The organism is Buttiauxella warmboldiae (assembly GCF_003818135.1).
Classification (GTDB): Bacteria; Pseudomonadota; Gammaproteobacteria; order Enterobacterales; family Enterobacteriaceae; genus Buttiauxella; species Buttiauxella warmboldiae.
The window spans coordinates 37,008-49,895 of sequence record NZ_RPOH01000033.1 but is presented as its reverse complement, the minus strand read 5'-3'; the positions used below and the strand labels follow the sequence as shown (position 1 = coordinate 49,895).

The 12,888-nt window shown below is 52.9% G+C and carries 10 protein-coding genes and 1 pseudogene; 2 read left to right on the top strand and 9 right to left on the bottom strand.

What is annotated here, in order from left to right; translation table 11 throughout:
• Positions 1-32: 32 nt before the first annotated feature.
• Entirely contained in the window at positions 33-1,499 is a 1,467-nt protein-coding gene (gene guaB / locus EHN07_RS09580; protein ID WP_124023940.1) for an IMP dehydrogenase, read from the bottom strand.
• Between the two features lie 169 nt (positions 1,500-1,668).
• Here guaB and xseA point away from each other — a divergent pair.
• A pseudogene (gene xseA / locus EHN07_RS09575) lies at positions 1,669-3,050 on the top strand (exodeoxyribonuclease VII large subunit).
• A 3-nt stretch (positions 3,051-3,053) separates the two neighbouring features.
• Here xseA and EHN07_RS09570 read toward each other — a convergent pair.
• A complete protein-coding gene (locus EHN07_RS09570) occupies positions 3,054-3,275 on the bottom strand; it encodes a zinc ribbon domain-containing protein (RefSeq protein ID WP_124023952.1) in 222 nt (73 codons plus the stop codon).
• A gap of 179 nt (positions 3,276-3,454) precedes the next feature.
• Here EHN07_RS09570 and EHN07_RS09565 point away from each other — a divergent pair, with 179 nt between their 5' ends.
• On the top strand, positions 3,455-4,066 hold the full coding sequence (locus tag EHN07_RS09565; RefSeq protein ID WP_124023939.1) for a lysozyme inhibitor LprI family protein: 612 nt from the start codon (positions 3,455-3,457) through the stop codon (positions 4,064-4,066).
• A 65-nt stretch (positions 4,067-4,131) separates the two neighbouring features.
• Here EHN07_RS09565 and der read toward each other — a convergent pair whose 3' ends face one another.
• The 7 genes from der to rlmN form a co-directional block, all read right to left on the bottom strand.
• Positions 4,132-5,637, bottom strand: a complete 1,506-nt coding sequence (gene der / locus EHN07_RS09560; protein WP_124023938.1) for a ribosome biogenesis GTPase Der — start codon at positions 5,635-5,637, stop codon at positions 4,132-4,134.
• 119 nt (positions 5,638-5,756) lie between these two features.
• On the bottom strand, positions 5,757-6,938 hold the full coding sequence (bamB, locus tag EHN07_RS09555; protein WP_124023937.1) for an outer membrane protein assembly factor BamB: 1,182 nt from the start codon (positions 6,936-6,938) through the stop codon (positions 5,757-5,759).
• 10 nt (positions 6,939-6,948) lie between these two features.
• A complete protein-coding gene (locus EHN07_RS09550) occupies positions 6,949-7,569 on the bottom strand; it encodes a YfgM family protein (protein WP_124023936.1) in 621 nt (206 codons plus the stop codon).
• Positions 7,570-7,605: 36 nt separating this feature from the next.
• Positions 7,606-8,880: a histidine--tRNA ligase gene (hisS, locus tag EHN07_RS09545; RefSeq protein ID WP_124023935.1), complete on the bottom strand. Its 1,275-nt coding sequence runs from the start codon at positions 8,878-8,880 to the stop codon at positions 7,606-7,608.
• 117 nt (positions 8,881-8,997) lie between these two features.
• A complete protein-coding gene (ispG, locus tag EHN07_RS09540) occupies positions 8,998-10,119 on the bottom strand; it encodes a flavodoxin-dependent (E)-4-hydroxy-3-methylbut-2-enyl-diphosphate synthase (RefSeq protein ID WP_124023934.1) in 1,122 nt (373 codons plus the stop codon).
• A 37-nt stretch (positions 10,120-10,156) separates the two neighbouring features.
• Complete coding sequence (gene rodZ, locus EHN07_RS09535) at positions 10,157-11,146, bottom strand: cytoskeleton protein RodZ (protein WP_124023933.1); 990 nt, start codon at positions 11,144-11,146, stop codon at positions 10,157-10,159.
• Positions 11,147-11,583: 437 nt separating this feature from the next.
• Positions 11,584-12,750 (bottom strand): dual-specificity RNA methyltransferase RlmN, encoded by a 1,167-nt coding sequence (gene rlmN, locus EHN07_RS09530; protein WP_124023932.1) that lies wholly within the window; start codon positions 12,748-12,750, stop codon positions 11,584-11,586.
• Positions 12,751-12,888 lie beyond the last annotated feature (138 nt).

Below are 12,888 nucleotides of genomic sequence, written 5' to 3'. Positions count from 1 at the left end.
AAATCGCCCGGCGCAGGGCCGGGCGAGAAGGATCAGGAACCCATGCGATAGTTCGGGGACTCTTTGGTGATCGTCACATCGTGAACGTGACTTTCCTGAATACCCGCACCGCTGATGCGTACAAATTCAGCCTTAGTGCGCAGCTCATCGATAGTGCCACAGCCGGTCAGCCCCATGCATGAACGCAGGCCCCCCATCTGCTGGTGAACGATCTCTTTCAGGCGCCCTTTGTAAGCCACGCGGCCTTCAATACCTTCCGGCACCAGTTTGTCCGCTGCGTTGTCCGTCTGGAAATAACGGTCCGAAGAGCCTTTAGACATCGCCCCCAGAGAACCCATACCGCGGTAGGATTTGAAAGAACGGCCCTGGTAAAGTTCGATTTCACCCGGAGATTCTTCGGTCCCTGCCAGCATCCCGCCAACCATCACCGCAGAAGCGCCCGCCGCGATAGCTTTGGCAATATCGCCAGAGAAGCGGATGCCGCCGTCAGCGATAACAGGAATGCCGGTACCTTCCAGCGCTTCAACCGCGTCTGCAACCGCAGTGATTTGCGGTACGCCCACACCGGTAACGATACGTGTGGTGCAGATGGAGCCAGGGCCGATGCCCACTTTCACCGCACTCACGCCAGCATCAGCCAGCGCACGCGCGCCGCTAGCGGTTGCTACGTTGCCGCCAATAATTTGCAGGTCAGGATATTTAGCGCGAGTTTCACGAATACGTTGCAGAACGCCTTCGGAGTGACCATGAGAGGAGTCAATCAGCAAAACATCGACACCAGCGGCCACCAGAGCGTCGATACGCTCTTCGTTGCCCGCACCTGCGCCAACTGCTGCCCCAACGCGCAAACGGCCCTGGTCGTCCTTACAGGCGTTAGGTTTACGTTCTGCTTTCTGGAAGTCTTTTACGGTGATCATACCGCGCAGATGGAAGTTGCCATCGACAACCAGCGCCTTCTCAACGCGTTTCTCGTGCATTTTAGACAGCACAACCTCACGCGCCTCGCCTTCTTTCACGGTAACCAGACGCTCTTTCGGGGTCATGTAGACGCTAACAGGCTGGTTCAGATCGGTAACAAAGCGAACGTCACGGCCGGTAATGATACCGACCAGCTCGTTGGCTTCTGTCACAACAGGGTAACCCGCGAAACCGTTACGTGCGGTGAGCTCTTTAACTTCATGCAGAGTGGTGGTCGGCAGCACGGTTTGTGGGTCAGTCACAACGCCACTTTCGTGTTTCTTCACGCGTTTGACTTCGAAAGCCTGGCGCTCAATCGACATATTTTTGTGGATGAAACCAAGTCCACCTTCCTGAGCCAATGCAATGGCCAGACGGGCTTCCGTTACGGTATCCATAGCTGCGGAGAGCATAGGGATATTTAAACGAATAGTTTTGGTCAGTTGGGTGCTGAGATCGGCCGTGTTAGGCAGAACTGTAGAGTGAGCTGGAACGAGGAGAACGTCATCAAACGTCAGTGCTTCTTTAGCGATTCGTAGCATGGCAATATCTCAACCTGGGGTGAATGAGAACAGATAAAATATTGCCGCGGCATTATACAGAGCGTAATCGATTGCATCCACACTTTTTTTAGAAAACTCCTTGCCATGTACGCGATGAAAGATACTATTGACCGAATAACTTGCTGATTTAGAGTTTGATCCAGGTCACATGTCAACGATAAATACCCCTGCAATTTTTACCGTCAGCCGCCTGAATCAGACGGTCCGCATGCTGCTGGAACAACAGATGGGGCAGGTCTGGATCAGCGGTGAAATTTCCAACTTCACCCAACCGGCTTCCGGCCACTGGTATTTCACCCTCAAGGACGATACCGCTCAGATTCGCGGCGCGATGTTCCGCAACAGCAATCGCCGCGTGACCTTCCGCCCACAGCATGGGCAGCAGGTTTTGGTGCGTGCGACTCTTACGCTGTACGAACCACGCGGTGACTACCAGATTATTGTTGAAAGCATGCAGCCTGCGGGTGAAGGACTGTTGCAGCAGCAGTACGAAGAACTAAAACAGCGTCTCACCGCCGAAGGCCTGTTTGAGCAAATTCATAAACAGCCATTGCCAACGCCTGCGCGCCAGATTGGGGTTATTACTTCAAAAACCGGTGCCGCGCTGCATGACATTCTGCATGTGCTTAAACGCCGTGACCCTTCCCTGCCGGTAATTATTTATCCCACCGCAGTCCAGGGCGCTGATGCCCCGATGCAAATCGTGCGCGCCATCGAACGGGCAAACTTACGCAAAGAGTGTGACGTGCTGATTGTCGGGCGCGGCGGCGGTTCGCTGGAAGATTTATGGAGCTTTAACGATGAGCGCGTTGCACGGGCGATTTTCGCCAGTGCGATTCCGGTCGTTAGCGCCGTAGGGCATGAAACTGACCTCACGATCGCCGATTTTGTGGCGGATGTCCGCGCACCAACGCCTTCAGCCGCCGCAGAAATTGTCAGCCGTAATCAGCTCGAATTATTGCGTCAGCTACAGTCTCAACAGCAGCGTATGGAAATGGCGATGGATTACTATCTCGCCCAGCGTACGCAGCATTTCACCCGCCTGTATCACCGTTTGCAGCAACAGCATCCGCAGCTGCGTCTGGCGCGCCAGCAAACGACCCTTGAGCGTTTACAGCAGCGTTTGACCGTGGCGATGGACGCAAAACTGCGCCGCAGTTCGCAACAGCAGCAGCGCCTGATGCAGCGTTTGAACCAGCAACAACCACAAGCTCGAATTCATCGCGCGCAGACTCGTTTACAGCAGCTGGAATATCGTTTATCACAGGTTGTTACCGCGCGACTGAGCCACACTCGTCAGCGCTTTGGCACAGCTATCGCGCAGCTTGAAGCGGTCAGCCCGCTGGCAACGCTCGCGCGTGGCTATAGCGTAACAACGGCGACAGATGGCAAAGTGCTGAAAAAACCAAACAAGTGCAATCCGGGGATACGCTTACTACGCGTCTGGAAGATGGTTGGGTGGAAAGCCAGGTCACCGGCATTACGCCGGTGAAAGCGGTACGCAAGCGCAAATCGCCAGCGAAAAGCTAGAAGTTAGCTAGCAACGGGCACGAATTCGACGCGTTTCTTCGATATCAATCCGTGGCCGTTCTGGCAGAAATAGTCGATGGCGCCGCAGGCTTTTAAAACTTCCAGCGGCTTATGGCACTCCGGGCAGCGGGCTTGCAGATGAAAATCCTGCTGGCAGGATTCGCAGCGCGCGCCTGAATCTGTTTGCTGTAGCTGTTTTTCACATACCGGGCATTTAGTTTCCATCATCACTCCTTAACAACCATTCGCTGAACGTCTTGATCCTGATGATAAAGACAAACATGCCATTAAGCATCAACAACGCTCCGTTCCTGTCTGCCTTTACCGGGTAATTACCGCCCTGTCTCCGATCGGGTGATATACTACAAAACATTCCTGGCGTTGATTTTCCTCTGGAGTTTGCAATGAAAAAATTAATTTTACTCGCACTGTCGCTTATTCCACTGGCCTCATTCGCAGCGCCTCCTCAGCCCTTCAATTTCAGCTGCGGAAAAACCGGTGGCGTGTACAGCGATGGCAAAGGTGGAGTCTGGGTCGATGGCCAGAAAGCCGCCGTGAAACAGAGCAGCCCAACCTACTGGGAAGCCACCAGCGGGAAAACCGTCATTAGCATTATGCGCACGGCTGATGGAAATCCTGAAATCTCCTTCACGCGCCCAAACCGCGTTCATGGGGTTTGTTTAGCCGAAGATGAGGTGAGTTTTGCCCCTGCCGCGCAGAAAAAAACGTCCGCAACATCAGGCCCATCATTCTCTTGCGCTGCAGTCACTCAAGGCAGCATGGAAGAGCTTATTTGCCAGAGCGGCACATTGTCTGCCCTTGACGTTAAGCTGGCTGCAACCTATAAAAAGGCGCTGGTGAAATCCAACAATAACTCTATGCTGAAAGCTGAACAGCGCGGCTGGATTAAAGGAAGAAATGAGTGCTGGAAAGAAGACGATAAAAACGCCTGCCTGCAGGATGCTTATCAGCAGCGTATCAGTGAGCTGCAAAATAAATACGGTGTGAAGTCATAATTATAAAAAAACCCGACGCAAAGTCGGGTTTTTATTTTTCGGAAACAGGTTATCCCCGCAAGCAATTATTTGCTTTTCTTGATGTGCTTGATCAGGCGCTTACGTTTACGCATTTGGTTTGGCGTCAGGGTGTTACGTTTGTTGGCAAACGGGTTCTCCCCTTCTTTGAACTGAATACGGATTGGCGTACCCATCACATCCAGCGATTTGCGGAAGTAGTTCATCAGATAGCGCTTGTAGGAATCCGGCAGGTCTTTGACCTGGTTGCCGTGGATCACCACGATTGGTGGGTTATAACCACCGGCGTGCGCATATTTCAGCTTAACGCGGCGGCCACGAACCAACGGTGGCTGGTGATCTTCTGCCGCCATAGTCATGATGCGAGTCAGCAACGCAGTGCTTACGCGACGCGTGGAGCTGTCATACGCTTCACGAACGGATTCGAACAGGTTACCTACGCCGCTGCCGTGCAGTGCGGAGATGAAGTGCACTCGAGCAAAGTCGATAAAGCCAAGACGGTAATCCAGCGTCTCTTTAACCTGCTCTCTGACTTCGTTGCTCAGGCCATCCCACTTGTTGACCACAATCACCAGTGAGCGCCCGCTATTGAGGATAAAGCCGAGCAGAGAGAGATCCTGGTCAGAAATACCTTCGCGCGCATCAATCACCAGCATCACAACGTTGGCATCTTCAATCGCTTGCAGCGTCTTGATTACCGAGAATTTCTCAACGGTTTCGGTGATTTTGCCACGCTTACGCACCCCTGCGGTGTCGATAAGAATGTATTCACGCTCGTCGCGCTCCATCGGGATGTAGATGCTGTCGCGTGTGGTCCCCGGCATGTCGTAAACCACCACGCGGTCTTCGCCAAGAATACGGTTGGTAAGCGTTGACTTACCAACGTTTGGACGGCCAACGATCGCCAGTTTGATAGGCAAATCGATAGGGTTGAAGGCCTCTTCTTCTTCCTCTTCAGGAATTTCATCGTCTTCAGAGACAATGCCATGTTTAGCATTGAATGCCGCCCAGTAGGCAGCATCTTCATCGATCTCTTCTTCCGGTTCACGCGGATTTTTATCATCGATAAAGGGGATCATAACGTGCTCAAGAAGGGTTGTCACGCCACGGCCATGAGAAGCGGCAATAGGGTGAATTTCACCTAAGCCCAGGGAGTAGAAATCAATTACCGCCTGATCGGGGTCCATACCGTCAGTTTTGTTGGCCACCAGGAAGGTAGGCTTCTGACGAGAACGCAGGTGCTTAGCAATAGCTTCGTCGGCAGGCATCAGCCCTGCACGCGCATCCACCATAAACAGCACCACATCGGCTTCTTCAATCGCCAACAGCGATTGTGCAGCCATGTGGGTTTCCACACCATCTTCCGTGCCATCAATACCGCCGGTATCAATAGCAATAAATTCGCGACCTTCCACTTCAGCACGACCATACTTGCGGTCGCGAGTCAGCCCCGGGAAATCCGCGACCAGCGCATCTCGGGTACGCGTCAAGCGGTTAAACAACGTGGATTTTCCGACATTAGGGCGCCCGACGAGCGCAACCACAGGTACCATGATTAAAACCTCATAACTCAAAATTCATCATCAAACGACGTTAAATCACATCGTTTCTAAAAACAGCAAACGGCTCCCGGACTACGGGAACCGTTTTGCACTTATTACTTCAGGCAAGTTTAGCGCTTGAGAGCGTATAGCGTACCGTCTTTTGCCTGAATCAGCAGCTTGTCGCTGGCAACAACCGGCTCGGTCTGGAAACCGGAGCTGTCCACTTTTTGTTGGGCAACAAAGCGACCATCGTCAGCATTGATCCAGTGCATATAACCTTCGCTGTCGCCGACAACCAGATAGCCGTTGTACAGAACAGGAGAGGTCAGATTGCGGTGCAGCAAATCGCTTTGCGTCCACAGCGTCACGCCGCCATCCGCGTTCAACGCCACAACGCGGTCATTCTGATCGACAAGGAAAATACGGTTCGCATCAACGATAAAGTCGTTTACCGAACCCAGTTCACGTTTCCACATCACCTGGCCTGAACGTAAGTCCAGCGCCGTCAGGTTGCCGTTATAGGCCAGGGCATAAACCACTCCGTTAACGATAACGGGCGTAGTATCAACATCGCTCAGGCGGTCAATTTCCGTAGCGCCGGTTGCCTGAGAGATACGCTGTTGCCAAATCATCTGGCCCTGCTTCATCAGCACGGCGCTAACGCGGCCGTTATCACCACCCACAATAGCCGCACCAAATGCCACCGCCGGAGCGGATTCGCCACGCAGAGACAGCGCTGGCATATCCAGGTTGACGGTCCATTTCACCGCGCCGTCAGCCTCGTCGAACGCCTGAAGCTGACCGTTGCTGGTGTGTACCAGAACTAAACCATCGCTGACCACCGGGCGAGAGAGTACTTCACCTGCGGCTTTGCTTTGCCATGCGATACTTCCGTCAGAGGTGTTAAGCGCATAAAGCTGGGCTTTCTCACTGCCAACGTAAACATGTGCGCCATCAACCGTTACGCCACCAGAAAGCTGTGCTGGCAGGTTGCTGGAGTAGAAATTGGTCTTTTCAGAAAGATCGACAGACCAGATCTCTTTACCATCGTCCGCGTTAACGGCTTTCACGGTACCACGACGATCGGCGGCATAGATATTGCCATCCAGCCAGGCTGGATGCAGATTGGAGTAGAAATCACCAATACCGCTGCCAACGGAGGTGCTCCATGATTTTTCCGGTTCGAACTGGTTTTCAACCGTCGGCAGTGGAGACATCTTTACCACGTCTTCTTCACCGCTAAACAGCGAACAACCGCTGAGCAGCGTCAGAGAAAGCAGCCCTGGTACAAATAGTTTACGCAATTGCATCGGGTCCCTCTTAGCTCGACAAATTATTAATTTTCATCTGCATCATTTCACGCAGGGCCGGAGATGCGTCGGTTTGCGAGCCTTTGCTCCACGCATCGCGTGCACCTTGCTTATCCCCTTTGCTGAGCAGCGCTTCACCGCGTAAATCAGCAACAATGGCTACCCAACCTTCGCCTTTAATACCGTCGAGGGTTTTCAGCGCCGCATCTGCTTGCTTTTGTTGTATTTGAATACGTGCCAGACGTGCATTGATCAGCGCCTGCAAATTTTCATCGCCGGTATTGGCAAGACCCTGCTGCAGCTGCGCTGCCGCTTTGGCGAGGTCGTTGCTATCCGCGTACTTCTGAGCCAGCTCCAGCGATGCCAGAGCGCCATAGGTATTTTTGGTGTCGGCGGCGAATTTCTCAGCGGCGTTCAGCGTGGCAGGATTATCGGCACGCACAGCCTCTGTCACCGTTTGATATTCCAGCGAAGACGCCATGGCGCTTTCAGTCTGCTGGCCGTTCCAGTAACGCCAGCCAACCAGTGCGCCAATACCCAGCACCACGCCAACCACCAGCGCTTTGCCGTTTTCCGCAAAGAAGCGTTTTACCGCATCAACCTGTTCGTTATCGTTTTCGTAAATTTCCACGCCGTCCTTCTCCTTAACGATTAATCTCCGGGAAAATTAACCCAGTAGCGCCTGCAAATGAGCCACCGCGTTGGTTTGTTCAACGGTAGTTTGCTCACCTGTGCGCAGATCCTTCACGACAACCTGACCATTGGCAACTTCAGTTTCGCCCAGCACCAGAGCCGCGCGCGCGCCCCACTTATCTGCACGAACAAACTGTTTCTTAAAGTTGCCGCCGCCGTAGTTGGTCATCAGCTTAATAGCCGGGACCCGGTCGCGTAATTGTTCAGCTAACAGCATGGCCGCCGCTTGCGTGCCCTGACCTGACGATATCAGGTAAATATCGACAACAGATTCTGCTTTAAATTCAGGATTAATAGCCTGAACCAGTAAAACAAGACGTTCCAGCCCCATGGCGAAACCAACTGCCGGTGCTGCACGACCACCGAGCTGCTCGACCAGACCGTCATAACGGCCGCCAGCGCAAACGGTGCCCTGAGAGCCCAGGCTGCTCGTCACCCATTCGAAAACGGTACGGTTGTAGTAATCCAGACCGCGCACCAGGCGCTGGTTTACGGTATACGCGATACCGGCAGCATCCAGGTACTGACACAGGCCTGCGAAGTGTTCACGCGAATCTTCGTCCAGATAATCGCCAAGCGTTGGCGCATCATCTAACAGTGCCTGCACTTCAGGATTTTTGGAATCCAGCACGCGCAGCGGATTGCTGTACATGCGGCGCTGGCAATCTTCGTCTAGCTTCTCTTTATGCTGCTCAAGGAACGCCACTAGCGCATCGCGGTAGTTAGCGCGTGCTTCCAGCGAACCAATAGAGTTCAGCTCAAGGCTGACGTGCTGGTCAATACCCAGCGCACGCCACCAGCGCGCCGTCAGCATGATCAGTTCAGCATCAATGTCCGGCCCTTGCAGACCAAAGACTTCAACACCGAGCTGGTTAAACTGGCGATAGCGTCCTTTTTGCGGGCGCTCATGGCGGAACATCGGCCCGATGTACCACAAGCGCTGTTCCTGATTGTACAGAAGACCATGTTCGATACCGGCACGCACGCAGCCCGCGGTGCCTTCAGGACGCAGGGTCAGGCTATCGCCATTGCGGTCCTCAAAGGTATACATCTCTTTTTCAACCACGTCGGTCACTTCACCAATGGCGCGTTTGAATAACGGGGTCTGCTCTACAATCGGCAAACGGATTTCACTGTAGCCGTAGCTGCCGAGCACCTGTTTCAGAATGCCTTCAATGCGCTGCCAGATGGCGGTTTCGCCAGGCAGGTAATCGTTCATGCCGCGGATGGCTTGAATGTTTTTTGCCACGTTTATTCTCTACCGAATTGATACAAAAAATGAACCCGAAATCAGACGGATTGCTTTCACAAAGCGTCTGGCGGGTTCAATCATACACGGGAAGCCGAATGCTTCCCATGTTTCGCACTATTTTTCCAACTGCTGGATGCTAATCCGCTGCGATTCATCGAGCATGGACGCCTTGGCACGAATACGCGCTTCAAGCTGCGCAATCATGTTGTCGTTATCCATTCGCTCGCGCTGGCGCACGCCGTCTTCATAGAAACCGCTTTTCTTATTGCCGCCGGTCACCCCTAAAGTGGAAACCAGCGCTTCCCCCGGACCGTTCACCACGCAGCCAATAATCGAAACGTCCATCGGCGTGATGATATCTTCCAGGCGCTCTTCAAGAGCGTTCACCGTACCGATAACATCGAACTCCTGCCGCGAACAGGTTGGGCAGGCGATAAAATTAATCCCGCGAGCGCGGATGCGCAAAGACTTCAGGATATCGAAACCGACTTTGATTTCTTCAACCGGATCGGCGGCCAGCGAAACGCGCAGCGTGTCGCCAATACCTTCTGAAAGCAGTAACCCTAAACCAATCGCGGATTTTACCGAGCCGCTGCGCATACCACCCGCTTCGGTAATCCCGAGATGCAGCGGCTGATCGATCTGCTTAGCCAGTAAACGGTAAGATTCTACGGCGAGGAAAACATCGGAGGCTTTTACGCTGACTTTGAATTGATCAAAGTTGAGACGATCCAGATGATCCACATGACGCATCGCTGATTCCAGCAGCGCCTGCGGCGTTGGCTCGCCATATTTTTCCTGCAGATCTTTTTCCAGCGATCCGGCGTTAACACCGATGCGGATCGGAATATTTTTATCACGGGCACAATCGACAACGCTGCGAATACGCTCTTCGTTACCAATGTTGCCCGGGTTGATACGCAGACAATCGACGCCATACTCAGCCACTTTGAGAGCGATTCGATAATCAAAGTGGATATCAGCGACCAACGGAACATTAACCTGCTGTTTGATGAGCCTGAACGCTTCTGCCGCGTCCATGGTCGGCACTGATATCCGCACGATATCCGCTCCGACTCTTTCCAGCGCTCTGATCTGATTAACAGTGGCTTCAACATCCGTGGTGCGGGTGTTGGTCATCGACTGAACGGCGATCGGTGCCCCGTCGCCGATTGGCACATTCCCAACGTAGATCCGCCTGGATTTTCTACGCTGAATAGGGGCTTCATTATGCATTACAAATCTCCACAATTACGCGTCATGCTGGCTGCGATTATTCAGCACTTACCGTCAGACGTGCAACCTGGCTAGTTCTGATAAAACGACTCAGATCGACAGGTTTGCCCTGGAACTGAATCTGCACTGCCGCCGGAGCGCCAATTTTCAGCTTATACGGCGCCTGGCCGGCTAAATTTAAATTGCCATCTTTACGCTGCATACCGCTGAACAATTTTTTACCCGTCGCATCGGTCACTTCCAGCCAGCAATCGGCGTTGAAGTTCATCACCAGCGCATTTGGGTCAGCAACAGCCGTATCCGTTACCGCAGCCTGGTCGGTTGGCAGAACGGTATTGGATGCCGGTGGCGTAGTTGTCTGAGCATTATCAACTGGAGCCTGGCCTGGTGCTACCACAGCGGAAGAGTCCGCCGGGGTAGTTTGTTGAGCCGTTGCTGCCGGTGCTGGAGTTTGAACGGCATCAGCGGTAGCCGTTTCTGGCATAGCCGGAGTCTGCACAGCGTCAGCCGTTGAGGACTCGCTGGTGTTCAAAGGTACCGACTGTGAATGACCGTTGCTGGCAGAAAGTTCAGCTGAAGATTGATTGGCCATGGTCGAGATTTCTTCCTGCGCTGCCTTATGGTTTTGCCACCACCAGGCGCCGGTCAGACCGACAACAACAAACAACACAAGCCAGGTAAAGCTCATCAGCCAGCCGTCACGTTTCTTACGGCGTTTCCCCAATGAAAAACTCTGCATCGGAGCGACTTTCGCCGCTCTGATCGGCGCTTGTTTTTCCATCATTGGCAACAGTTCTTCTTCCGGAATATGCACCAGACGTGCATAAGAGCGGATATAACCACGCAGGAAGGTCGACGCTAACTCGGCAGGTGCCTTGTCATCTTCAATATCCCGAACGGTAGAAACTTTCAGGCACAGGCGTTCTGCCACGGCTTGTTGGCTAAGACCGAGTTCTTCACGGGCAACACGTAAACGTTCACCCGTGGTTTTTGCTGCATTTGATTCGTGAGTGGCTTCAGTATTCATTAGCTACAACTGCTGGGACTGTTCGATTGAGGAATTAGCAGGAGCCTTGCAGCACAGCGTTTCCGCCTTACCACACTCCTGCTTCGCGAAACAAATCTGTGTTCTGAAGGCTTAGCCTTCAGGCAACATAACCTTCAGCTCAAACTACTTGTTCACCGAAACAAAGGGCTTGGGGTGAACAACTTCATCACCGGTCAGTTAACCATAGACACCATTTTTAACGTTGTCAGTCAATTGCGACCAGTGATGGCGTAAATAGATGCGCCTAAACTATTGTTGTACCGCTACATACTGCCTTAAAGTCCGGTGAAACGCACCGTAATTATTAATCTTAAAGGCACCGGCTAAACCTGCATAACCGCAAGCAATCACACGCTGTTTTTTGTACCATGCAGCAACCCTGCCGCATGGTAGAACGCGGATAACGCAAACGCTTATCAGACCGCTTTAACTTCAATAGGTTCACCTTGCATACGTTTACGTAACGTACGTTTGGTGCGGTCAATCACTTCGCCAGCCAGCTGACCACAAGCCGCGTCAATATCATCGCCACGCGTTTTACGCACGATGGTAGTGAAGCCATAACTCATTAATACTTTTGAGAAACGGTCGATACGGCTGTTGGAGCTGCGGCCATAAGGCGCGCCCGGGAACGGGTTCCATGGGATCAGGTTAATCTTACATGGCGTATCTTTCAGGCATTCCGCCAGCTGATGGGCGTGCTCGGTGCCATCGTTGACGTGATCGAGCAGCACATACTCCACCGTCACACGCCCCTGGTTGGCATTGGATTTCTCCAGATAACGGCGAACCGCCGCCAGGAACGTCTCGATGTTGTACTTTTTGTTGATCGGCATGATCTGGTCACGAATATCATCGGTCGGAGCGTGCAAAGAGATGGCCAGCGCCACATCAATCATGTCACCCAGCTTATCCAGCGCCGGCACCACGCCTGAAGTAGAGAGCGTTACGCGACGTTTGGAAAGCCCAAAACCGAAATCATCCAGCATAATTTCCATTGCCGGAACCACATTATTCAGGTTCAGCAACGGCTCGCCCATGCCCATCATCACCACGTTAGTGATCGGACGAACGCCGGTCTTCTTCTGCGCGCCGATAATTTTCGCCGCGCGCCATACCTGGCCGATAATTTCAGAAACGCGCAGGTTACGGTTAAAACCCTGCTGGGCCGTGGAGCAGAATTTGCATTCCAGCGCGCAGCCAACCTGAGAAGAGACGCACAGCGTGGCGCGATCTTCTTCCGGGATGTATACCGTTTCAACCAGCTGATCGGCAATTTTAATCGCCCATTTGATGGTGCCATCGGCAGAACGCTGTTCTTCGGCCACTTCAGGCGCGCGGATTTCAGCGACTTCTTTCAGTTTGTTACGCAGGACTTTGTTGATATCCGTCATTTCATCGAAGTCATCACTGCAATAGTGATACATCCATTTCATGACCTGATCGGCGCGGAAAGGTTTTTCGCCCATATCAGCGAAGAACTCACGCAGCTGCTGGCGGTTAAGGTCCAGCAGGTTAATTTTTTCTGACTTGCTGGAAGCGACTGAAACGGAGGTCTCAGGAGTGACAATTTGCTCTGACATAATTTCTTCCGGCCTCGTTGTTACACGTTACGGCCCCAGGTGGATTAAAAAGATACGCCCCGGAGAGCGGGCTCGTCCGGGGCGCAGCATTGTACAAATTCTATGGCGCAGATGCCATGACTGAAAGCGATGTGCCAA

Coding starts and splice junctions, on each gene's coding strand:
- der (WP_124023938.1), bottom strand. CDS start 5,637: ATGGTACCTGTGGTTGCGCTCGTCGGGCGCCCTAATGTCGGAAAATCC.
- EHN07_RS09570 (WP_124023952.1), bottom strand. CDS start 3,275: ATGGAAACTAAATGCCCGGTATGTGAAAAACAGCTACAGCAAACAGAT.
- bamB (WP_124023937.1), bottom strand. CDS start 6,938: ATGCAATTGCGTAAACTATTTGTACCAGGGCTGCTTTCTCTGACGCTG.
- EHN07_RS09565 (WP_124023939.1), top strand. CDS start 3,455: ATGAAAAAATTAATTTTACTCGCACTGTCGCTTATTCCACTGGCCTCA.
- rlmN (WP_124023932.1), bottom strand. CDS start 12,750: ATGTCAGAGCAAATTGTCACTCCTGAGACCTCCGTTTCAGTCGCTTCC.
- rodZ (WP_124023933.1), bottom strand. CDS start 11,146: ATGAATACTGAAGCCACTCACGAATCAAATGCAGCAAAAACCACGGGT.
- guaB (WP_124023940.1), bottom strand. CDS start 1,499: ATGCTACGAATCGCTAAAGAAGCACTGACGTTTGATGACGTTCTCCTC.
- ispG (WP_124023934.1), bottom strand. CDS start 10,119: ATGCATAATGAAGCCCCTATTCAGCGTAGAAAATCCAGGCGGATCTAC.